22 protein-coding genes and 1 pseudogene are annotated in these 21,789 nt (G+C 47.2%); 5 read left to right on the plus strand and 18 right to left on the minus strand.

Features of this window, described 5'->3' with window-relative positions:
* Positions 1-207: 207 nt before the first annotated feature.
* The 7 genes from QBE55_01000 to QBE55_01030 all read right to left on the minus strand — a co-directional run bounded on the left by QBE55_01000 (position 208) and on the right by QBE55_01030 (position 6,872).
* Entirely contained in the window at positions 208-462 is a 255-nt protein-coding gene (locus QBE55_01000; GenBank protein WZL78782.1) for a VOC family protein, read from the minus strand.
* A 30-nt stretch (positions 463-492) separates the two neighbouring features.
* Positions 493-1,146, minus strand: coding sequence for a bifunctional 4-hydroxy-2-oxoglutarate aldolase/2-dehydro-3-deoxy-phosphogluconate aldolase (locus tag QBE55_01005; GenBank protein WZL78783.1), 654 nt, complete (start codon positions 1,144-1,146; stop codon positions 493-495).
* The gene (gene dgoD, locus QBE55_01010; protein WZL78784.1) at positions 1,140-2,288 is read right to left on the minus strand and encodes a galactonate dehydratase; all 1,149 of its coding nucleotides are present in this window, start codon (positions 2,286-2,288) and stop codon (positions 1,140-1,142) included. The genes QBE55_01005 and dgoD overlap by 7 nt, the downstream gene beginning before the upstream one ends.
* A 186-nt stretch (positions 2,289-2,474) precedes the next feature.
* Positions 2,475-3,668, minus strand: a complete 1,194-nt coding sequence (locus QBE55_01015) for a DUF2264 domain-containing protein (GenBank protein ID WZL78785.1) — start codon at positions 3,666-3,668, stop codon at positions 2,475-2,477.
* A 27-nt stretch (positions 3,669-3,695) separates the two neighbouring features.
* Positions 3,696-4,472 carry a carbohydrate ABC transporter permease gene (locus QBE55_01020; protein WZL79827.1) on the minus strand — a complete coding sequence of 259 codons (777 nt, stop codon included), beginning with the start codon at positions 4,470-4,472 and terminating at the stop codon, positions 3,696-3,698.
* Positions 4,473-4,545: 73 nt separating this feature from the next.
* Positions 4,546-5,469, minus strand: coding sequence for a sugar ABC transporter permease (locus QBE55_01025; protein WZL78786.1), 924 nt, complete (start codon positions 5,467-5,469; stop codon positions 4,546-4,548).
* A 74-nt stretch (positions 5,470-5,543) separates the two neighbouring features.
* On the minus strand, positions 5,544-6,872 hold the full coding sequence (locus QBE55_01030; protein WZL78787.1) for a sugar ABC transporter substrate-binding protein: 1,329 nt from the start codon (positions 6,870-6,872) through the stop codon (positions 5,544-5,546).
* 176 nt (positions 6,873-7,048) lie between these two features.
* On the opposite strand from QBE55_01030, the gene QBE55_01035 reads away from it, so the two are divergent.
* Positions 7,049-8,878, plus strand: a complete 1,830-nt coding sequence (locus QBE55_01035; GenBank protein WZL78788.1) for a sensor histidine kinase — start codon at positions 7,049-7,051, stop codon at positions 8,876-8,878.
* Between the two features lie 28 nt (positions 8,879-8,906).
* Entirely contained in the window at positions 8,907-10,100 is a 1,194-nt protein-coding gene (locus QBE55_01040; protein ID WZL78789.1) for an AraC family transcriptional regulator, read from the plus strand.
* A gap of 33 nt (positions 10,101-10,133) precedes the next feature.
* On the opposite strand, the gene QBE55_01045 is transcribed toward QBE55_01040, so the two are convergent.
* Together QBE55_01045 and QBE55_01050 are read right to left on the minus strand one after the other, a co-directional pair.
* Complete coding sequence (locus tag QBE55_01045) at positions 10,134-11,216, minus strand: HAMP domain-containing sensor histidine kinase (protein ID WZL78790.1); 1,083 nt, start codon at positions 11,214-11,216, stop codon at positions 10,134-10,136.
* 12 nt (positions 11,217-11,228) lie between these two features.
* Positions 11,229-11,909, minus strand: coding sequence for a response regulator transcription factor (locus QBE55_01050; GenBank protein WZL78791.1), 681 nt, complete (start codon positions 11,907-11,909; stop codon positions 11,229-11,231).
* Positions 11,910-12,353: 444 nt separating this feature from the next.
* On the opposite strand from QBE55_01050, the gene QBE55_01055 reads away from it, so the two are divergent.
* The gene (locus tag QBE55_01055) at positions 12,354-12,887 is read left to right on the plus strand and encodes a metal-dependent transcriptional regulator (protein WZL78792.1); all 534 of its coding nucleotides are present in this window, start codon (positions 12,354-12,356) and stop codon (positions 12,885-12,887) included.
* A 45-nt stretch (positions 12,888-12,932) separates the two neighbouring features.
* Positions 12,933-14,006, plus strand: a complete 1,074-nt coding sequence (locus QBE55_01060) for a radical SAM protein (protein ID WZL79828.1) — start codon at positions 12,933-12,935, stop codon at positions 14,004-14,006.
* Positions 14,007-14,150: 144 nt separating this feature from the next.
* Here QBE55_01060 and QBE55_01065 read toward each other — a convergent pair whose 3' ends face one another.
* Genes QBE55_01065 through QBE55_01075 form a run of 3 tightly spaced genes read right to left on the minus strand, consistent with a single transcriptional unit; the run spans position 14,151 to position 16,089 of the window.
* Complete coding sequence (locus QBE55_01065; protein WZL79829.1) at positions 14,151-14,261, minus strand: DUF3791 domain-containing protein; 111 nt, start codon at positions 14,259-14,261, stop codon at positions 14,151-14,153.
* A 59-nt stretch (positions 14,262-14,320) separates the two neighbouring features.
* Complete coding sequence (locus tag QBE55_01070) at positions 14,321-15,082, minus strand: TIM barrel protein (GenBank protein WZL78793.1); 762 nt, start codon at positions 15,080-15,082, stop codon at positions 14,321-14,323.
* On the minus strand, positions 15,079-16,089 hold the full coding sequence (locus QBE55_01075) for a Gfo/Idh/MocA family oxidoreductase (protein WZL78794.1): 1,011 nt from the start codon (positions 16,087-16,089) through the stop codon (positions 15,079-15,081). The genes QBE55_01070 and QBE55_01075 overlap by 4 nt, the downstream gene beginning before the upstream one ends.
* Before the next feature lie 139 nt (positions 16,090-16,228).
* Here QBE55_01075 and QBE55_01080 point away from each other — a divergent pair, with 139 nt between their 5' ends.
* Positions 16,229-17,014 carry an AraC family transcriptional regulator gene (locus QBE55_01080; GenBank protein ID WZL78795.1) on the plus strand — a complete coding sequence of 262 codons (786 nt, stop codon included), beginning with the start codon at positions 16,229-16,231 and terminating at the stop codon, positions 17,012-17,014.
* A gap of 129 nt (positions 17,015-17,143) precedes the next feature.
* Here the strand turns inward: QBE55_01080 and QBE55_01085 are convergent.
* The 6 genes and pseudogenes from QBE55_01085 to QBE55_01110 all read right to left on the minus strand — a co-directional run bounded on the left by QBE55_01085 (position 17,144) and on the right by QBE55_01110 (position 21,789).
* Positions 17,144-17,323: pseudogene (locus QBE55_01085) on the minus strand (DUF4256 domain-containing protein).
* An 11-nt stretch (positions 17,324-17,334) separates the two neighbouring features.
* Positions 17,335-19,260, minus strand: coding sequence for an ABC-F family ATP-binding cassette domain-containing protein (locus tag QBE55_01090; protein WZL78796.1), 1,926 nt, complete (start codon positions 19,258-19,260; stop codon positions 17,335-17,337).
* Positions 19,261-19,668: 408 nt separating this feature from the next.
* Positions 19,669-19,794: an AraC family transcriptional regulator gene (locus tag QBE55_01095; protein WZL78797.1), complete on the minus strand. Its 126-nt coding sequence runs from the start codon at positions 19,792-19,794 to the stop codon at positions 19,669-19,671.
* 111 nt (positions 19,795-19,905) lie between these two features.
* Positions 19,906-20,505, minus strand: coding sequence for a YdcF family protein (locus tag QBE55_01100; GenBank protein WZL78798.1), 600 nt, complete (start codon positions 20,503-20,505; stop codon positions 19,906-19,908).
* 90 nt (positions 20,506-20,595) lie between these two features.
* Positions 20,596-21,123: a 2'-5' RNA ligase family protein gene (locus QBE55_01105; protein ID WZL78799.1), complete on the minus strand. Its 528-nt coding sequence runs from the start codon at positions 21,121-21,123 to the stop codon at positions 20,596-20,598.
* 63 nt (positions 21,124-21,186) lie between these two features.
* Positions 21,187-21,789, minus strand: coding sequence for a hypothetical protein (locus tag QBE55_01110; GenBank protein WZL78800.1), 603 nt, complete (start codon positions 21,787-21,789; stop codon positions 21,187-21,189).

Here is a 21,789-nt window from a genome sequence, read left to right on the forward strand (position 1 = left end):
TTATAAACTATTATAATAGTAGATTTTAAATTGGTATGTGCAATGCACGCTTCATAGGTTGAAGGAAATGAGAAATATCAATTCTTCTCGACCAGGTATTTCCAATATCGTCTGGGCATAAACTGCCGCTGCAGTCCCGGGTGATATCTCCCCCGGATCGCAATGCCTTCAAAGTATTGTTTCCAGAGCTGTTGAAGCTCCAGCTCTTCACCACCAGGGGACATATTCCGGAGGATTTGTCAAACATATGTTCGCCTTTTTGGCGCCGAGCCGGAGAGTTTCCTCAACGGCAGCGGGCAAGTCATCCACCTGAAAGTTGAAATGCATCTGCTTCTGCTGTTTACCCTGTTTCTCTGTCCAGACAGGTTGGACATATGGAATTTCCGGTTCGACAACCTCCTGCAATTTTCTCTGTATGTATTTCGGCAATTCCGCTCTGCCGCGCTTCCCTCTGAATCCCATAACAACCTCTGGCTTTTATTCGGCAACTGTCTATATTACAGTCACTCCGTTTACGATCTTTACAAATGTTGCAGCAGCCTGCGTAATCTTTTCAAATTCGCCCTGCTCCGTCCATTCCGGATTGACCAGTGCAGATCCGATGCCCAGGGCATAGGCGCCGTTTTTCATAAAGTCTGCCGCATTCTTCAGGGAAACTCCGCCCACCGGCATGATCTCCACCTGAAGCAACGGCTTTTTTATATCCTGAATATACTTTGGTCCAAACACCCGGGCGGGGAATATCTTGACCAGCTGCGCGCCTGCCTCCCAGGCAGTCAGAATTTCCGTCGGTGTCAGCACTCCCGGAACAGCCAGCCTGCTGTAGCGGTTGCAGGCCTCGATTACCCTGACGGACAAAGTCGGGGAAAGGACAAAATCCGCTCCTGCCTGAATGGCATGGACAGCATTTTCGGGATCCAATACCGTTCCGGCCCCTACAAGCATCTTATCCCCATAAGCCTTCTTGATATTTTCCAGCATCCGAAGAGCCCCTGAAGTATTCATGGTGATCTCCACGGCACGGATGCCGCCGCGATACAATGCTTCCATCGTGTGCAGCGCTTTGTCTTCCTTCACTCCCCGAACAACGGATACCAGCCTGTATTCCCCTAACTTCTGCAAAATGTCGGTTGCATTTTTTACCACTCCGTTATCCCTCCATCCTCAGTGCGCCATACCGGATTTCTCCATCGACGATCCGGATCCGCCATTTCCCTGACTTTGTCTTCATTGATTTCTATTCCCAGTCCCGGTGCGGTAAGGCGCTTTACATAACTGTTTTCATAGGCAAAGACTCCCGGATCCATCAGGTAGTCTAGCAAATCGGATCCCCTGTTGTAATGAATGCCCAGGCTTTGCTCCTGAAGAAAGGCATTGGGGGTGCAGAAGTCCAGCTGGAAACATGCCGCCAGGGCAATCGGGCCCAGGGGACAATGGGGAGCCACCGCCATATCATAGGCTTCCGCCATGGCAGCGATCTTCCTGGTTTCCCATATCCCACCTGCATGACTCAAATCCGGCTGGATGATATCCACTGCTCCATCCTGCAAAATGTCCTTGAAATCCCAACGGGTGTACATCCGTTCCCCGGTGGCAATGGGAATAACTGTGTGGGTACGCAGCTCCTTCAGCGCTTCGTTGTTCTGGGGAAGCACCGGTTCCTCCACAAACAGGGGCCTGTATGGCTCCAGCTCTTTCATCAGGATTCTTGACATGGTCTTATGAACCCGGCCATGAAAATCGATCCCAACGTCCACATCATATCCGACTTTCTCCCGGATCGCTGCAAGACGTGCCACCGCCGCATCGATCCTTGAAAAGGAATCGATCCAGCTCATGCCATCTGTCCCGTTCATCTTCAAAGCCGTATAGCCTGCCTCTGTTTTCTCCGCTGCATCAGCAGCCACATTGGATGGCTTGTCGCCGCCGATCCAGCAGTAAACCCGGAGTTTATCCCGGACCGCACCACCCATCAGCTCATAAACCGGTACGCCCAGCTTCTTGCCCTTCATGTCCCATAAAGCCTGCTCAATACCGGAAATGGCGCTGGTCAGAACCGGACCTCCCCGGTAAAATCCACCCCGATACAATGCCTGCCAAAGATCCTCAATGTTTCCGGCTTCCTTCCCGATCAGATAATCACTCATCTCCTCCACAGCTGTCCGGACGGTATCCGCCTTGCCTTCCAAGATGGGCTCGCCCCAACCCACTATGCCGTCCTCCGACGTCACTTTGAGAAAAAGCCATCGCGGCGGTACCTGATACAGCGTCATGTCCCTGATTTTCATGTTGCTCCCTCCTCAGGCTTTTTTTCTCCTGCCCTGTCCCGACAGGTGACAGGATGTTGTGCTGGTGAAAAGTCTTTGCTCCTATATTATACTCCTCCAGCCTGGCAATATAATCTTCCGCAGGATTTTTATATTTCAGGACTTTGGCAGCAGCAAGACAATCCACATTCCATAGACTCCGAAGTTCTAATCAATGGCATGATCCCTGCAAATCTGTCCGCCGCTCCAAACTTTACGGCTGCTCCATGCTTCTTCTTCCCTGCTCCAGAATTCGTCGTCCGCCGGCAGGCCCAGCGGAAGAAACAGGGCAGTACACAGGTAAAGGCTTCCTGTGTTGATATATCCTTCCGCAAGCTCCGGCTGACAGCCATATACTCCGGGCTGCAGCCATCCGTCCGCATCAAATATATCCGGTGCCTCCATCACCTTCTCCAGAACGGCCGTAAGGGCACAGCGAACCTGAGCGGGATGCAGGCCTTCCGGCAGCCGATGCTGCAAAGCTGCCTGGGCAAGCATCTGAAAGGCTCCGAAACGATAGCAGATGGATCGTCCGAGGACCGGCCAGGTTCCGTCCGGTGCAATCATTCTCTCCAGAATGGCTGCATACCGGGCCGCCCTTTTCAGCACCTTTGGTTTCAGCATCCGGAACTCATCTGACATGTCCCCGAATAAGTTCATAAGATCCACGTACATGGGCTGAATCACAAAACTGTTGTAATAATCCCAGTGAAATGCCGCCCCGTCTCCATAGACACCGTCCCCTTTATACCAGTCATTATAGATACGCAGTGCGTATACGATGCACATTTTATCAAAATCCGCCTCGCCCAGCACATACAGTCCTGCTTCCACCATGGCAGAAAAGAAGATCCAGTTGGATTCCCCGGGAATAAAGTCCCTCGTGCTTTTCAACGCCCGGATCAGGTTGTTCCTGGCCGCACCCGGCAACGCACCCGCCAGATGCCTGGGTGCACGCACCAGGGCATGGGACAGGAAAGCCGCATCCACCAGATTCTGTTCCCCTTTTGTAAATCCCATATAATCCGGGGAACCGGGATCGACTGCCCTGTCCATGCAGCGAATGGCAAGCCCTCGGTATTTTTCCTGCAGCCCTTTCTCTTTCCCGCAGACTCCTTCCGCCTCCAGCCACGGCGCAAGGCCCAGCATGCTTCTGCCGAAGGCCTCCAGCGGAGCGTACTCTTTCCGATCTTCATGAAAGTCCAGCGGCATCTGCTTTTTCAGTTCTCCCCTGCCCAGAGATTCCATCACCGGAGCAACAATGCGCAGCAAGGCATTCAGCCATTCCTCCCTAGTCTTGTCTCCGGTTTTGCTCTCGGACTCCTTCCCGATCCTGTTTCCCATCTTTGTGATATCCCCCATGCCCAATGAATTCCTGTCAGTTATACTTTATCCTTTTATGCCGGTACTCGCAATCCCTTCCACAAAATATTTCTGGAGAATCAAAAACACAATTAAAACAGGAATCAAAACCACTACAGAGCCGGCCATGATCAGGCCATATTCTGCTGTATACTGTCCCATAAACATCTTTAATCCAATCTGTACTGTCTTTTTGGTTTCGGTCTTCAAATAAATCAGGGGGCCCAAATAATCGTTCCAGGTGGCTACGAAGGTAAAGATGGTAAGGGTCGAAAGCGCCGGCTTGGACAGCGGAATCATGATCCTCGCCCAGATCCGGTATTCGCTCATTCCGTCAATTCTGGCGGCTTCGCAAAGGGAGTCCGGTATGCCCTCATAAAACTGTTTCATCATGAATACCCCAAAAGCTGAGAATGCCTGCAGGCATACCATAGCCAGCAGTTTATCGTTCAGCCCCATTCTCCGCATCATGATGAACTGTGGGACCATATAAACCTGCCATGGCAAGGCGATCGTCGCTACGTACCCCATAAACAGGGCGTTTTTGAACCGAAACTCCAGCTTGGCAAACGCATAGGCCGCGAAACTGCTGGTGAGCAGCTGCAAAAACGTGACCACAACTGTGAGTATCGTTGTGTTTTCAATAAACTTCAATAAGGGGATGCGTGTCCATATCTCCTTATAGTTGCTCCACCTCGGCACTTCCGGAATTAATCGGAACGGCTCCATGATGAAAACTTCATCACTGGTCTTGATGGAAGCGGACAACATCCATATAAACGGTATCATCATAAGCAAAGTCATGAGAACCAGTATCAGATACAAAAAGAATCTGCCTGTTTTTCGCTTTTTTGCGGCACTCAATTTATCTTTCCCCCTATTTTTCCTTCCCTTGTACTCTCTCACCTTTGAACTGAACGAGCGTCACAGTCAGAACCAGTGCAAACAGAACCATAGCCACCGCGCTGGCGTAGCCAAGATCCCAGTTGATAAACGCTTTCTGGTATATATAGTAGACAAGTACCGTAGACGATGTCCCCAGTCTGCCGTCCCCGCCTCCGGCAATCATGATAGCAATGTCATATACCTTGAAACAGGTAATGGTAAGCATGATCACAACAAAGAATGTGGTGGAATGAAGCTGCGGCCAGGTGATATATCGAAACTTCTGCCAGGTGCCGGCTCCGTCCAGGCTCCCCGCATCGTACAGCTCTCCTGAGATTCCCTGCAGTCCGGCAAGATAGATTACCATATAATATCCCGTATATTTCCATACACTGAACAGGATCATCGTCAGCAAAATCAGATCCTTGCCGAACCAGTTGGGCGGATTCGCCACCTGAAACACATTCTGAAGGATCCAGTTCACCGGCCCTCTTGTAGGGTGAAACAGCATATTCCACACGGAAGTCACCGCCACAAGGGATGCCACATAGGGAAAAAAGGAAACCGTTCGAAAAAAGCCCCTGAATTTTACCTTCTGATTCAGAACAACCGCCAGTACCAGAGACGCAACCATCGTCAGGGGAACCGTCCCAATACAGTATAGAATGGTGTTCTTCAGGGCGGCCAGAAACATCCTGTCCTGAAATAATTTTATGAAATTTTGAAAGCCCACAAATTCCATCGGATTATTCCCATCCCATTTGGTAAATCCCAATACGAAAGCATATATTACAGGGATCAGAGTAAACACTGCAAATCCGATGAAATTGGGGGCAATGAAAGAATAAGCGATCAAATCTCGCTTTCTCTCTTTCCGACGCATCCTTTTTTTAAGTGTCATTTCAGCCATGTTCATCCTCCCGGAACTCTTTTCTATAAAAAGGCCGGAATTTCACCGGCCCCTGATGTCCTTGCCTAAAGCAAACCAGGCTAATCCAAAGCGGAAACCTCTTCATCCATTTGATTGATTCCCTCATTAACAGAGATGTCCCCGTTCATGATGTCCTTATGATACGTATCCAGAATGGCATTGATATCTGCCACATTCCCGGCATAAGGTGCCTCAAGGTAAATTTTATTTGTCTTCAATGCTTCTTTGGAAGCCTCATCCTGAGGGAATCCTTCCACAGACGTAATAATATCAAGTGCATCATCATTCATGGCTGCGGGGAAATTCCCCAATTCCGCCAGAATCTTTGCCCCTTCTTCTCCGCTGACAAACTTGATAAAGTCCCAGGCTATATCCTTATTCTTTCCGCTGGTCGGTATCGAAAGTCCTGTAATAGTCCCCAGGGTACTTCCGGCTTTCGCTCCTTCCGGATGCGGATAGGAAGCGATACCCCAGTTCCCGCATTTTTCCTTGTCATATTCCCCGGATTGAAGACTGGTTACTAATTGACCGATATACCAGGATCCCATGTTCATCGTCGCTGTATCCCCTTCGGCAAACGCCGCGGAATAATGCAGCTGGGATGCGTTGGTATCACTGTAGCTTCTGCAGATTCCATCCTTCTGCTGATTCAATACCATCTCATAATACGGCTTTGTAAATTCATATTTTCCATCCAGAATGGAGTGTTTTCCATCCAGTATGCCAAACAGCTGCACCGCACTTCTCCATGTATGATAGTGGGATCCGTAAACCCCGTCTCCGGCGACGCTTCTTGCCAATTTGTCATACTCCTTTACCGTCATATCGTTGTTTGGGTAATCCACTTTCGCCTTATCGAACAAATCCTTATTGTAAAACAGCAACCAAAAATCCGTCCGGAAGGGCAGCTCATATAATTTATCGTCCACCGTTACCTGTTCTGTGGTTCCGGCAAACTTGCCTAAGTCGATATTGTCTTCCCTGATCCGGTCATTCAGAGGCTCCAGCACCCCTTTTGAAATCAGCGTGGCATATCCGGGAACATCCTTTATGGTTACAATATCAAAGTCCGAACCGCCACCGGATAAATCCGTCCCCAGAACGGTCTGATAATCCTGGGATCCCAGATCCACCAATTCGATTTTCACATCTTTGTTTTTTCCCATATAGGCGTCCGCCAGCTGATCCCAATACGGCGTTGTCTTTTGATCCCATACGGACCACTTCAAAGTCTTTGTTTCCTTGCTTTCCGCTTTGTCTGTCTCCGCTTTGCCTGTCCCGGTTTCGGAACTGCTCCCTTTTTCCGCATCCTTCCCTGTACTGCAGCCAGTGAAGATTGCAATGACCAGGGCCAAACACATAAGCACATTTAAGAACTTCCTTTTCATGAATCCGCTACCTCCCCTAATCGTTATATATTCATTTTAAACAGAAACCCCTGGAAAAGCCATGGAGAGTTTCCGTGTTTCATTTACTTTTCCATTTCCATCAAACCTGTGCATGCAATATTCTTTACTTTCCTGCACTATTTTGATATACTTTGAGCGTGATCAGGAGGGTTTGTATGAATTACCCGATATATAAAACCATAAAAGGGCGTTTTCTTATCACAATTTCCATTTTAATGCTTGTCATAGGTGCCGGTGTTGTATTTTTCAGCTTCACTATGAACAACCGAATCCTCCGTTCCAACGAAATCCGGTCCAATGTCACCAACATCCGATTGCTGTCCGACACAATGAACCAACGTCTTTCCAATATTGTCTCTTTCAGTCAGTGGGCACAGCGTACGCATGACATTGCGGATTACCTGACCCATCCGGACAGCAACATGTCCAGGGCTAAGGATTTACTGGTGGAACGCTACATCAACAATGACACCGGCAACCGCTACATTCAGCGGGTCGTCATTGGCAGCCCGGATCGCCGGGACTACATCCAATATATCAACAATACCAGTTTTTCTGTGGATATACCTGTTGTAAAAACGATTACCAACCTGCCCTGTTTCAGGGACATGTTCGCCGACAATACTTTCACCTTTTCCGATGGATTCCAGAGCGACCCGTTTCTTCCAAAACAATATCAGTCCCTGATCGCCATTCAGCCGATTTACCATCCGTACAGGCAGGATAAAATAGGATTTGTATACCTGGGAATCTCGCCGGAGCTCTTTCTGGATACCACAAAAAACCTCAAAGAGAAAGACAACATGGACATTCTGCTTCATATCGGAACACACTATTACCGGATTAACGAAGATTCCTATAAGGAAATAGGAAAGCCGGTTCCAGTCAGAGAAGCGGTCTTCCCGGAGCAGCGGGAAGAGGAGCTTTCCATAAATTGTGGGTTTCTGGATGGGAAGGAGCGGATCCTTTACCAATTGCCCCTGGTCACGGCCAACTGCGAGCTCATCCTTTCCACATCGGACAGCCTGGTTCAAAAGCAGATGCATAGCTACTCCTATATTCTCCTTGGAATCGTCGGCTGTGTTCTGATAGTCGGAATACTGCTGTATTACAGCCTGACAAAATCGATTACCAGGCCCCTCGCCATGCTGAGCAACCGGTTGAAAAAGATATCCACCGGAGACTTTTCAACGGATCCCTCCATCGAGTGGGACAATGAGCTGGGATACATGGGCAGGACGGTGAATGCCCTGGCTACAGATATTGAAAAACTGATGCGGCAGCAGATTGCTGATGAGCATCAAAAACAGGACTACCGCTATCAAATCCTTCAAAGCCAGATCAGGCCCCATTTTATTTACAATACACTGAATACGATCAAATGGATGGCAACCGTGCAGCAAGCGCCCGGGATTTCAGAGATCGTTGTGGCATTGTCGCATTTGCTGAAAAATGTTTCCAAAGGGACACAGACGATCATTCCGATCCGGGATGAACTTGCCCTTCTGGAGGATTACTTTACGATTCAGAAATACAAATACGGCGGAAGCATCACCCTGGCCTATGAATTGGAAGACGAAGCGATAAAGGACAATGTCATTCTGCGTTTTACCCTGCAGCCGCTGGTGGAAAACGCCATCCTTCACGGGATCGAACCAACCGGAAAGCAGGGCAGCATCCGGATCTCCATGGAGTATGCTGCCGAAGACGATATCCTGATTTCCATCACCGACAACGGGATGGGAATGGACGAGAATACGATTCAGAAAGTAATGTCGGAACGTGGGAAGAACCGTTCCCAGACTTTCCGTGACATGGGAATATTAAGTGTAAACAAGCAGATTCAGTATGTCTTCGGAGAGAAGTATGGGATCTCCATCGACAGTGTCGTAAACCAGTATACAACCATTCAAATTCGATTGCCAAAAATAAGCCATGCGGAATATGAGGGGAAAGAGAATGAGATTATTGATCGTAGAGGATGAACCTCTTGTCCAGGTCGGGATTTAATCCATGATTGACTGGAAGAGGCTTGATATCGAAATCTGTGGGGTTGCGGCAAACGGGAAAACAGGCCTGGATGAGATCGAAAAGTTTCATCCGGAAATCGTGATTGCCGATATTCAGATGCCTGTCATGGACGGATTGACCCTTATGAAAAAGTCTTTTGAACAATATGGCGAACTTCCCGTGTTTATCCTGCTGACTGGTTACAAGGAATTCGACTATTTAAAAACAGCGATCCAATATCAGGTGATTGATTACCTGGTCAAGCTGGACCTGACTCCGGAGAGTCTGGAATCCGCCATCGTCAAAGCACAAAAAAAGGTGCTTTCCCATAGGAAGAATCAATCCTCCATAACAAAGGACAGCCAAAACCTGTTATTGCTGCAGGACCGTTTCTTTTCAAAACTGCTGAATAACCGTTTTCGGAAAGATGAAATGCAGGAGGATATCAAATATCTGAATCTGAGCCTGGAGTATGCCGGTTATGTGGCTGCACAGGCCGAAGTGATTCTGCATCATCAAAATGGAAGCAAGAAAGATTTACAGATTTTCAGCAGTACGCTCCGGCTGTTTCAGGAATTGATTCAAAAGTACATCCCCTGCCGGGTGGCACTTCTTGATACCCATTATTTTGCAGTCCTCTTTTATTTTTCGGAAAAGGAATGCAAACACTGGAGGAAGCAATTAACGGATAGCCTCCGGCAGGTGGACAACATGATTTTCAACTACTACAATGTACACCTTTTCTTTTGCGTTGGCCGCATGGTAAGTAAAATAGAAGACGTTCATTTGTCCTATGATGATGCAAAGCAGCTGCTGTCGTGCGAAATAAAGGAGAATGGGACTCTCTTTTATGACGAGCAAACCGCTGGCAGTGTCAGCAGCAGCTATCTGATCAGTCAGGTTAAAAAATATATCCACGATAACCGGGAGAAAAAACTGTCCCTGCAGGAGATCTCTTCCCATTTTGAAGTAAGCGCAAATTACCTGAGCCAGCTTTTTAAAAAGGCAACCGGCACGGGGATAACGGACTATATCACCAAGCTCAAAATCGAAGCGGCAATGGATCTCCTCCTGACCGGCAATCAAAAAATCTACGAAATCTCTGACGAAGTAGGGTACGACAGCGCATTTTATTTCAGCAAAGTTTTTAAAAAATACACGGGAATGTCGCCAAAGGAATTCCGCAACAGGCAGTAAATGCGAAATTCCTTTGGCGGCAGGCGGTTACCGTTAGATTGGCACTTTTACTTCCATTGTCGTTCCTTTTCCCTTTTCGCTGATACATATGATCTTTCCTCCCAGTAAATCAACGATTCTTTTTACAATGGAAAGTCCTAACCCGCTTCCATCTTTCTTGCGGGAGGCATCACACTGATAGAACTTCTCAAAGATCCTGGATCGCTGTTCCTCACGGATCCCTTCTCCTTCATTATGGATGGTTACAGCCAGGGAATCCCCCTCTTTCCTGCCGGATATGGTAATCGTGCTGCCATCCGGCGAATATTTGATTGCATTATCAATCAGATTGGTCCATACCTGCATCAAAAGGTCCGCGTCACTCTGTATTTCAAGACTCTCCAGATTCAATTCGTAGTTTCCGGATGAATCCGGCCATTTCTCAGACAACATGATAATGCACTTGCGGATCTGTTCATCCACACGCACCTTGTCTTTTTTCCGGACAATCTTTTGATAGTCCAGCCGTGACATGCGCAGCATGTTCTCACATAAATGAGACAACCTGACGGATTCCTGATTGACAAGCAGCAGATATTCCTGCTGTTCTTCCGGACTCAGGTCATTCTCCATAAGGATATCCGTAAAACCTGTAATGGCAGCCACCGGAGTCTTGACTTCATGCGATACATTGCTCATGAAATCCTTTCGCATGTAGTCCATGCCGCTTAATTCAGAAGTCATGGTATTGAAGTTTTCAGATAATTCATCGATTTCATCATGGACTTCATGATGGCCAAAATGTCTTGTTTTTTGGGTGATATGAACACTGAAATCACCGTTTGCCACTTTCTTTACGGCTTTGCTTACTTCCTCAATCGGCTTTACAAAATGTTGGGATGCAAACCAAAGCATAATTCCGCCAATCAGGATGCACAGACCGCAAACCAGGAGACCCATCCCAATAATGAAAGGCCTTGTGATGGGACCCTCATGGAACAGGGTCACCCCTGCTGAAACAAGGAGAAAAGAGATAATGCACGCTGCACACAAAGAGGAGATGGAAATCAACAGAAAATAGATACGTACAGGGAGATGCAGCCGTCCGCTTTCCTTTTTATCGTTGTGCTTTCGCATAATACCTGCCTTTCATACGGAGGATTCATATTTGGCTTTATAACCAAGACCCCTTACGGTAATAATTTCAAAATCAGGGTAATTTTCAAACTTGCGCCGGAGCTTTTTGATGTGGGAATCCACTGCGCGTTCATCCGCTTCCGTATCCATCCCCCATATTTCATCCATTAATTCCAGCCGGGTAAAAATTTTATCCGGGTTGCTCAGAAGCTTAAACAACAGAAAAAATTCCTTTGGCGGCATCTCAAAACGGTCATCACCAATGTGTACCGTCAGGGCATCGGCATCCAGCACGGCCCTGCCGACTGTCAGCTTCCTGTCATTGGCAATCCGGGCACGCCGCAGCAAAGCATTCACCCGAAGAATCATTTCCTTCATCCGGATAGGCTTTACCATATAATCATCCGTTCCTGCCTGAAAGCCCTTCTCCAGATCTTCCATCTGACCCCTGGCGGTAATCATCAGAATCGGAAGTTTATAGGACGCGTCGCGCAGCTCCTTTGTAAGCACATATCCGTCCATTTTCGGCATCATGATATCGCAGATGATCAGGTCAACATATTCCCTGTCCAGTATCTGCAACGCTTCTTCTCCGTCAAATGCCGGAACGGGTCTAAAATGCTCCTGTCTGAGCTTTGCACATATCATTTTGTTTAATGTGGCGTCGTCTTCCACCACCAGTATGGAAAACATTCTTCCGTCTGCCTTTCCGTCAAAAATCAACACATCAAATTTTGACTGTCCCCTGTTCCGGACGACAAATGTCGGATCACCTGTTGGCTACCCTTATTATATCATCATTTGGTTATCCTTATCGATCCGTCATCCTTATCAATCCTCCATTTTTATCGATCCTCCGTCTTTGGCGATCCTCTTTACCGGTCAAAATCAGCATTATGGTATTGCTGCCGGCACGCCGGAAATCAACTGTTTATTTTGGACAACAAAAAAGTATCATACAAATATGGCCTCAATATGGCCCTGATCCCATTTTGCCTGACTGTTGGAATTTGTTTTTCCTGTATCAATATTGAGCTTGGGCACATTGAGGGCACATTTCCTCTTTATACTGTGTTCATGGTACCATTTTACCGGTATCAGACAATCTTTATCATGAACGAAACGGAGGGATAACATTTGCAGCAGGAAAAAGAAATCAGGCGTCAAAGATATAAGCCATTAAGCGCTGCCAGCGAGGACTACCTGAAAACTGTATACTATTTCTCACAAATAACAGAGAACGTGCGATCTGCGGACATTGCAGAGTTTCTTGGCGTAACAAAGCCCAGCGTGCATCACGCTATGGAACTATTACAGGAGGCAGGCATGATCGTAAAGCCCTTATACGGTGAAATATCACTGACTGAATACGGGCGTCAGCGGGCGAAGAAGCTTACATGCAAATACAATCTTCTGAAAGAACTGTTGGTATCCATTCAAGTGGATGAGAAAACGGCAGAACAGGATGCTTGCCGGATGGAACATACCATCAGTGATAAAACACTGTCCCATCTGCTGCACCATTTCAATGGGGATCCATCTCATGGTGGCAATCTGATTCATCCTGCCTGTTGGGATAAAAATGAGAGACGCGTGTGTCTTCTTATGCGGGAAGAAAAATACAGGTCATCGGGTCGTGTGGAATCCATTCATACAAGAGGAGGAAATTGAGAAGTCGTGGGAGAGAAGAATTTTCAAATTGAATTATCCGGGTATATGGGCAGCCGAATCGGAAACATTGTAAAGGGGGCCGTTCAGTCTTCGATTACCAGGCCGAAAGAGGCGGCCATTATCATGAAATATCTGATGACCGGAAAGAACGCAAAAATGAAACGGGAGCATTATGAAAAAAATGGCGAACATATCCCGTCGTTTCTGATTGCAAGCATCACCGGCAGTTGTAATCTGCATTGCAAAGGCTGTTATGCACGGGCAAATCATACCTGCGGGGAAGAGAGGACCATCGATTCGATGTCCGCCGAAAAGTGGGATGATATTTTCACACAGGCGGAAGCACTGGGGGTGTTGTTTGTTTTGCTGGCCGGGGGTGAACCGCTGCTTCGCAGGGATGTTCTAAGAATTGCGGCAAAGCATGACAGGCTTTTATTTCCGGTATTTACAAATGGAACACTGATGGACAGTGAATATAGGAAACTATTTGATAAAAGCCGCAATATGGTACCGGTTCTGAGTCTGGAGGGAAACCAGCAGCAGACGGATGACCGCCGCGGCACTGGTACCTATCAAAACCTTGTTAACCGGATGGATCGTCTGAAATCGAATGACATTCTATTTGGAGCATCCGTCACCGTGACAACGGAAAATCTGCAGACCGTCACCGGAACCGACTTTGTGAATTGGCTTTCTTCCAAAGGCTGCCGGGTCCTGTTGTTTGTAGAGTATGTGCCAATCGATAAACAAACAAGACATCTTGCGCTCACAGAAGCGGATCGGGCGGCCCTTGAGCAGTCCAGGGAGAATCTGCGAACTGCCTTTGAACAGATGATCTTTCTCTCATTCCCCGGAGATGAGAAATACACAGGAGGCTGCCTTGCCGCCGGCAGAAGTTTCTTTCACATTAACGCAAACGGCAACGCAGAGCCCTGCCCTTTTTCGCCTTATTCTGATATCAACCTGAAGAATCATACCTTGCTGGAAGCCATCCACTCCCATTTCTTTGAAAAATTAAAAGAGAACGGGCTTTTGGACGGAGAACAGGAAGGAGGCTGCCTTTTATTTGAACGGGAGCATGAAGTTGCCCGACTGCTGGCAGGCTGCGAGCAATCGTAAATGCAGCCGAACGGGCATCATAAAAAATGCTCTTTGGCGGGAACCGCCTGACCCACAAGGAATCTGGACAGAAAAAGACGGAGAGGTTCAGGAAACAGACGTCAACCTCTCCGTCTTTCATTTGTCAATGCGGCAGGGATGTTTTTAAGTCATGGAGGGCTGCCTGGCTTTAATATACAAACTAATGTCATCTACAATATACTGTCCGTCGGTAATATGCAGGGCTTCATAATAATCCCGGATATAGTCAATCACACGATAGCGGTTAAACAAACGGTCAAGTGATTTCAAATGATACAGGGTCAGTCATTCATTCAGTCTTTCCTATAGATCCGCTTAAAGCTTTCCAGGCTTTCCACGCTGCCCAGTGTAGGATTGTATTCCAGTCCGCATGCGCCCTGATACCCTGCCTTGTCCACTGCATCAAAAATAACATGGTAGTCATTTTCACCGAATTGCAGCTCAATTCGCCCCGGATGCCCTGCGGCGTGCAGATGGGCAATGCAATCCAGATTGTTGGTTATGTTGGGAATGATGTTGCCTTCCATCACCTGCTGATGATAAATATCATACACCACTTTCACCAAAGGATGATCCACCTCATGGATGATGTCAAAAGCTTCCTTTGCCTTCCACAAATAGTAGCCCGGATGATTGACAAGGGTATTCAGGGGTTCAATCATGATTGTTACCCCTGTATCCTCCAATATGGGGCGGGCTGCCCTGAGCGCATTCACAATGCTTTCATGCTGCAGCCCACGTTCCGCACCGGTATCCCTGCCAACCTGTGTAATCAGGTGCTTCACGCCGGCAAGTCCGGCTGCCCGGCAGCTTTCTTTCAGGCCTTTCAGCCATTTTTGGCGCATTTCCGGGTTGGTCATATTGAATTCGGTGGTGCACATGCTGATCAGTTCCACATTTGCCTCTTCACAGGCATTGCGCACCGCTTCCAGGTCCAGGCCCTTCCAGTTGTAGGTTTCTGCCGCGTCAAATCCAAGTTCTCCTACTTTATGTATGGCGCTTACAAAATCCATGTCCGGAAAGAAACAAGGTATGGGAATACAGATCCTCATCATTCATCCTCCTTCAAGCAGACGACTTCACCGGTTTCCATCGAACGATTGGCTGCAAAGGCAACCTTGAGGGACCGCAGGGCATCTTCATAGGGAGAACGTATCTGCGTTCCGTCTCCGGACTTCACCGCGTCAATAAAAGCCCGGTCCAGATCATAGGTTTGATCGTTCCCCCTCCTGATATCCAGGGTTTGGCCCTTCGTTTTCATAATTAGATTGTTCCGCAGCCGATAATCCAAAACGATGTCATTCAGTATGACCACCAAACCGTTATTCGGCCCCGCTCCCCTGCAGTAACATCCGCTCTCCAGGGTGGCAGTGATGTTGTTTTGGAACCGGAACAGGCAGACAGAGTAATCATCCGTATCATACTCCGGACTGGCATCCACACCCGGCTGAATCATGCCAGTGGCATTTACCGCATATACGGAGAGCGGCTCACCGAACAGCCAACGTAATCCATCCACCAAATGAATATTCTGCTCCACCAGCTGTCCGCCGCAGGTGGATTTTTTCTGCCACCACCATACAGGGGGGATACCTCCAATCCAGGACCCGTTTACAATTCCGCCTTTTTTGTGCTTTGGAATCTCTTCTTTCATTCTTTCCATCAGATCCAGATAGCGATCCTGGAACCCTACGGCGGTAATCAAATTTCTCTTACGGATCATGGAGGCAATGGAATCCGCCTGCTGCAGGTCCAAATTCATCGGCTTTTCAACCAGGAATGGAATCCCCAGTTCAATGGCCCTGATTTCGATATGATCATGCGCAGTAGGTTCCACGGCAATAAAAATGGCATCCACACTTTCTCGGTTTTCCTTCTCATAGAATTCCGAATGGTTATCATATTGCCGCTTTGCTCCTGTAGTCTCAGCCGCCTTCGCCCTTCTTTCCTCCACCGGCTCAGCAACCGCCACAATTTCCACATCCTTCATTTGAAGAAGTGCATCCATGTGTGCGTTTTGCCTGCCTCCGCAGCCAATCAGTCCGACACGTACTTTTTTCATGGCCTTCCCTCTTTTCATTTTGATCATGGCTTGACAAGGACTTGCTGTTGACTTTTATCTCACCAATTAATATAATTATATTGCAATTATATCCGGTTATCAATAATATATAATTGTAATAAATATAAGGATATTGCATATGCTCTCAGAGGATTTTAAACAGAGCAAAGACAGTCTTCCATTCATTCCGGTTACCATCGGCGTATCCGAAAAACAGGGACGCACGGACCGCCCCAATGGATTTGATGTGCATCAGTTCCTGTGGGTGATCGGAGGAGAGGGAATATTCACCACGGAAGGCAATACCGTAAAGCTGACACAAGGCCATGGCTTTTTCTCCCGGAAAAATGTACCTCATTGCTATCAAAGCAGCGGCGGTGCCTTCGACACCATGTGGGTAACCTTTCAAAATGGCGAGTACCTGTTGGATTACTACCATATTGGAGACTTTTTCTTCTTTGACGCGCCGGATTTTTTAACCGCTTCCACAGAGCATCTTATGGAGATGTGCAACCGTTCCTCCTCCAGGGCAATCCTTTCCGCTCATGGATATGCCTGGGCGGCAGAACTGCTGGACGCTCTTTTTCAAAAGCCCCTTTCCGGATCGGAAAAGGTGACCCTGTTCCTGCAGCATAATTATGGCAAGCCCCTCACTCTGTCCACGATCGCAGAACATGCTGGTATGGACAGGTTCAGCCTTTGCCGGTCTTATGCGAAAGATACGGGCGGGACCGTGATCCAGGCTCTCAAAAAGATCCGCATGCAAAAAGCGAAGGATTTCCTGCGCTACAGTTCCTATTCTGTAGAGCAAATCGGCAGAATATGCGGCTATGAAAGTCCCAGCTATTTTATAAAAATCTTCCGGGAAGATACAGACTGCACCCCACTGCAGTATCGTCTGAACCGATGGCAACATAATCCTTAACAGGATGATAAAGTACCTGGGTAAATTCTCCTTTATCAGATTCCACCAGCCCGGACACCATATAATCCTTGGTACGATAGGTAGCACAATTTACTGCGGCTTCCCCTTTGTAGGAAAATAATCCCATTCTCCGGTTTTTTCCATTTCATTGAGTGACCACAGTTTTTCAGCATTAGCTGTTAGCTTTGCCTGTACTCCATTCCATTCTAAATCTATATGACGGTTCCTATTTTTCTCAAAACGGACTTTCAACACATTGAGTAGTTCTTCGCGTTGTTCCGGTGACAAACCTTTTTGTTCATTTTTCATAACGAAACCATTCATTCCTTTCCCTTCTCTATCCTTTCTGCCAATTCGTTGAGATAAACCCAGCGATCCATCTTCTCTGCAAGCTGCTGCTCTGCCTCCTCTTTCTCAGCCATCAACTGCTGAAGCAGGGAATAATCGGTAGAAGCCTGAGCCATCTTTTCTTCCATTTCAAGGATGTTCTCTTCCAATTCTTGAATCACACTGTCGATGGTTTCATATTCCTTCATCTCTTTAAAGGTAAATTTCTGAATCCTACTCTTTGATTTTTGAAGATTATATTGCTCTTGCCCATCAGAATTTTTAGGAGATGCTTTTTTTCCCTCTTCAGACAGTTGAGTCAAAATACCATTCTCCCGGTTTTCTTGCACACTCTGTATAAAGTCTGTATAATTCCCCGGATATTGCTTGATTTTTCCGTCTTCTTCGAAAGAGAATATTTTTCCTGCGATTCGATCGAGGAAATAACGGTCATGAGATACAGCCATAACGGCTCCCGGAAAATCATCGATATAATCCTCGAGAATGGTTAAGGTTTCAATATCCAGATCGTTGGTCGGCTCATCCAGCAGCAGTACATTGGGCGCAGTCATTAGAATCCTGAGGAGGTATAGCCTTCTTTTCTCTCCCCCTGAGAGCATACCGATGGGTGTCCATTGCAAAGCCGATGTGAATAAAAAGCGCTCCATCATCTGAGATGCACTGACTTGGATTCCTTCTGCATTGGTCAAATATTCTGCCCCATCCCGAATATATTCGATGGCTCTCTGCTCACCGTTCATTGGGTCGGTTTCCTGAGAGAAGTATCCGATTCTGACAGTCTCTCCGACCTCTACCTTCCCGGTATCCGGTTGTAGTCTACCGGAGATGATATTTAAAAGAGTCGATTTTCCGATTCCATTTGGTCCTACAACGCCTACCCTGTCATCCCTCAAGAGGATATAGTCAAATGAATCAATGACCTTCCTATTATCAAAGGATTTGCTGACCTGCTCCAATGCAATCACTTTTTTACCAAGGCGGCTGCCTGCCATTGAAATACTCAGCTTTTCCTGTGGCAGATTCATTGTTTGCTCCTTTAAAGCTTCAAACCGGTCGATTCTGGCTTTTTGTTTGGTGGTTCTGGCCTTTGCACCTCGTTTCATCCAAGCCAGCTCTTTCTTTAACAAGCTCTCCCGCTTTTTCTCGCTAGATCTGGCCATGTCTTCCCGTTCCAGCTTTTTCTCAAGAAAAAAACTATAGTTTCCCTGGTATTCGTATAAATCACCCTGATCCAATTCAATGATCTCATTAGCTACCCGGTCAAGAAAATACCGGTCATGGGTGACCATCAGCAATGTACCTTTTCTTTTGGTCAGATATTCTTCCAGCCAGTCAATGGAGTGATTGTCCAAATGGTTGGTCGGTTCATCCAGAATTAATAAGTCCGAAGGATGAATGAGTGCTGTGGCCAAAGCCACCCTCTTCTTCTGACCTCCCGATAGGGTTTCCACCTTTGCATAAAAATCAAGAATCCCCAGTTTGGTCAGGATGGTTTTGGCATCACTCTCCACACTCCAGGCATCCAAGTCATCCATCTCACGAGTGAGACGGATCATTTCTTCGGCGGATATATCGGGGTTACTGAGAGCCCTTTCATATGCCCGAATTAGCACCATAAGCGGTGAGTCCCCCATAAAGACTTGGTCCAGAACTGTAGCCTCCGAGTTAAAAAGGGGATTTTGAGACAAATAAGCCGTACGAACGGAGCTGCCTTTGATGAGTCTCCCCTCATCCTGCTGTTCCAATCCGACGATAATTTTCAACAAGGTCGTCTTACCGATTCCATTGATCCCGATGATCCCTATTTTATCTCCCTCGTTAATCCCAAAACTTATATTATGAAATAGCGGCTTTTCTCCGTAGCTTTTCGAGATGTTTTCTATGCTTAGCAAATTCATGCAGTATATCCTTCCTGTAGTGATATGGTACAAGCAAACCTTTAACATTTCCTTTATAGCATATCACAGGAGAAAGCGCAAGTGAACTCGTTTTGTCCCTGGCAAAACAATGAGGATTCAGATGAAGACGTAACGTAACATGAATTCATAAGAGTGAACGGGCCACTTATTGAAGTAGGCGTCTGGGCACAGCAACCTATCCTCTATTATCTAAAAATTTTTTCAATTTACAAAGCAGCTTATCAATCACACCTGCATACTCTGTGTGATTAATAAGATTATTCATAAACTCTCGGCAATTACCGGAGGATGCCTATACCGTACTGTCCTGTCTTTTGTCAGCGAAGCAATCGGACTGCCCTGCAGGTGAGTAGTAGATGGTAATACATATGCTGTCTAAGATATTCTTCATTTCGTTTCCCTGCTATTGTTTCGATACTTAATTGGAGTTGTTCCTTTTACCTTCTTAAAGACTTTATTAAAATAAAAGTAATCCCGGAATCCTACTTTTTCCGATATTTCGTTGACAGACAACGTATATCATAGAGAACCTCACCGTTGGCATCCAGTGTACCCCGCCCGTATATTTTCATATTGGACGCACCCTCAGCAAAATGAAGAAAGGTCGTAATGGATTGACGTCTTTTAAGGCAGCTTATCATATCTCTTTATGATATCAACGAACTGACTTCCGCACTTCGTCAGTTCCCCCATGACCTTTTCTATGCCAAATTCGGAATGAAGCCAGTTCTGTTTGTTTATGCCCTGCGTGTTGGATGGACAGAGGATGAACTCCGTCTGCGGATAAACAGCTTGATAGTACATGGAACAGCGGCGCGCATGAAAGGCCTGACAGCACAAAATGGCTTTTTGGATATCAAGTTTCAATTGATCCGTTATCTGCCTGGAGCAGACAGCATTCTCATATGTGTTGGTGGATTGGTCCTCCCGCAGGATGGCACCTTCCTCCACCCCGTTTGAAATCAGCACATCCTTCAGGAACTCCCACTCCGTACGATAATCCTTATTATAAACCTCTGCTTTGGACAGCGGCCCCCGGAAATGCCCCCATTTCATGCTGTACCTGCCAGATGGGAGAATATAGGAAGCAAGCCCCTGCTTCCATAGATCCGCAGCCCTTTCGGCGATCTCAGGACAGGGTCCGCCCGGAATGAAAATGATGTCGGCAGGCCGGGGTTCAGCCTCCAAAAAGATAAATTCTGAAATGTCGCTGACGAATCTCATGTTGTCTCCTATCCGGATCCTTCGATAATGAAAGGTTCAGGCAGATCCATTGTTTTTCCCATTATACCACAGGAATTGAAGAAACCAAAATTACGACAGATCAAAGGACAGGTATTTCGTCCATTTATTTTCGGACAAATGGAACATATCCACAGAACCTGTCTCAAACCGCAAGGCCTCATATCCAAAGGTCTCCAGATATTCCTTTATAATATCGTTCATTTTCTTTTTTGGATTTCCAAGGGCAATGGTCATATGATAGGTGGAAAAGCCGCAGAAATCCGTATGATATTCAGGGAACGTATCGTACAATACCTGAGTCATGGCTTCCACCGGAGCCAGCGGGCTGGGCGTCAGATACAGAACATTGCTGGTGGGAAAGCAGGACAGCGGTTTTGCCCAGAATTCAAATCTTTGGGTTCTGCCGGCGATGGCCTTTAGTTTGTTAACGATTTCTGCATTCATTGCGCCCGGCAGGAAAAAACGATTCAGCAACGTGATATGCATTGGAACCACTTTGGACGGATCATTGATATATTTCTGCCGGAAGACTTCCAGTTTGTCATTGTTGACGCCGGGCATCAGACACAGCCCGGTGAGTTCCCTGTATTTCTCCATGCGGCTCTTCCTCTCTGCCTTTTGCTTTCCTGTATTTGTTTCCCGCAATCCTTCCCAGGATGATTATTGATCCCCATCATCATGCGCAGATGCCGTTTCCTCCTCTGTTCTGCGCCAGTCATGAGGCAGGAGATTTCCCAGAGTCCACACCACATCCTTTCGGACCATGACCCTGGTATTTACATTCTCATCATTAAGCTGGCTGATAAACTCCCGACAGCGGCCGCATGGCGGCATAATATGTCCGTCCCAGCCTACTGCTATCATCTTCACGACCCGGCTTTCCCCCGCTGTCACCATTGCCGCTGCAGCGGCATGCTCTGCGCAAAACCCCATGGAACAGGCAGTATCAATACAAACACCCACATATACACTCCCTTTGTCCGTGAGGAGAGCTGCGCCGACTCCCCCGGCTTCCGCATCCCCGGATAGCTTTCGCGGATTCAGAACGGAATATGCGCGCTGATAAAGTTCTTCAAATGTCATACCGTATCCCCCCTGGCTGAAACATTCCTGCTTTCGCCTTTTTTCTACAAAATCATTATAGATAAATACCGGGAAAAAAGCAAATGGAAAGTCCGCATGCAGATGCCAGATGTCTGGCATCCGGAAGGAGGAAAGCAGCCCGGAAACCCGGGCCGGGCAATCCAGGCTGCTCCATCTCAT

The sequence above is a fragment of the Eubacteriales bacterium mix99 genome, assembly GCA_038396605.1.
Lineage (GTDB): Bacteria > Bacillota > Clostridia > Caldicoprobacterales > DTU083 > UBA4874.

Excerpts from the sequence above, each read along its gene's own strand:
- QBE55_01000 (WZL78782.1), bottom strand. The coding sequence starts at position 462 with ATGGGATTCAGAGGGAAGCGCGGCAGAGCGGAATTGCCGAAATACATA.
- dgoD (WZL78784.1), bottom strand. The coding sequence starts at position 2,288 with ATGAAAATCAGGGACATGACGCTGTATCAGGTACCGCCGCGATGGCTT.
- QBE55_01015 (WZL78785.1), bottom strand. The coding sequence starts at position 3,668 with ATGGGGGATATCACAAAGATGGGAAACAGGATCGGGAAGGAGTCCGAG.
- QBE55_01020 (WZL79827.1), bottom strand. The coding sequence starts at position 4,472 with ATGACTTTGCTTATGATGATACCGTTTATATGGATGTTGTCCGCTTCC.
- QBE55_01025 (WZL78786.1), bottom strand. The coding sequence starts at position 5,469 with ATGAACATGGCTGAAATGACACTTAAAAAAAGGATGCGTCGGAAAGAG.
- QBE55_01030 (WZL78787.1), bottom strand. The coding sequence starts at position 6,872 with ATGAAAAGGAAGTTCTTAAATGTGCTTATGTGTTTGGCCCTGGTCATT.
- QBE55_01035 (WZL78788.1), top strand. The coding sequence starts at position 7,049 with ATGAATTACCCGATATATAAAACCATAAAAGGGCGTTTTCTTATCACA.
- QBE55_01040 (WZL78789.1), top strand. The coding sequence starts at position 8,907 with ATGATTGACTGGAAGAGGCTTGATATCGAAATCTGTGGGGTTGCGGCA.
- QBE55_01045 (WZL78790.1), bottom strand. The coding sequence starts at position 11,216 with ATGCGAAAGCACAACGATAAAAAGGAAAGCGGACGGCTGCATCTCCCT.
- QBE55_01050 (WZL78791.1), bottom strand. The coding sequence starts at position 11,909 with ATGTTTTCCATACTGGTGGTGGAAGACGACGCCACATTAAACAAAATG.
- QBE55_01060 (WZL79828.1), top strand. The coding sequence starts at position 12,933 with ATGGGCAGCCGAATCGGAAACATTGTAAAGGGGGCCGTTCAGTCTTCG.
- QBE55_01070 (WZL78793.1), bottom strand. The coding sequence starts at position 15,082 with ATGATGAGGATCTGTATTCCCATACCTTGTTTCTTTCCGGACATGGAT.
- QBE55_01075 (WZL78794.1), bottom strand. The coding sequence starts at position 16,089 with ATGAAAAAAGTACGTGTCGGACTGATTGGCTGCGGAGGCAGGCAAAAC.
- QBE55_01080 (WZL78795.1), top strand. The coding sequence starts at position 16,229 with ATGCTCTCAGAGGATTTTAAACAGAGCAAAGACAGTCTTCCATTCATT.
- QBE55_01090 (WZL78796.1), bottom strand. The coding sequence starts at position 19,260 with ATGAATTTGCTAAGCATAGAAAACATCTCGAAAAGCTACGGAGAAAAG.
- QBE55_01100 (WZL78798.1), bottom strand. The coding sequence starts at position 20,505 with ATGAGATTCGTCAGCGACATTTCAGAATTTATCTTTTTGGAGGCTGAA.
- QBE55_01105 (WZL78799.1), bottom strand. The coding sequence starts at position 21,123 with ATGGAGAAATACAGGGAACTCACCGGGCTGTGTCTGATGCCCGGCGTC.
- QBE55_01110 (WZL78800.1), bottom strand. The coding sequence starts at position 21,789 with ATGAGATGGAGCAGCCTGGATTGCCCGGCCCGGGTTTCCGGGCTGCTT.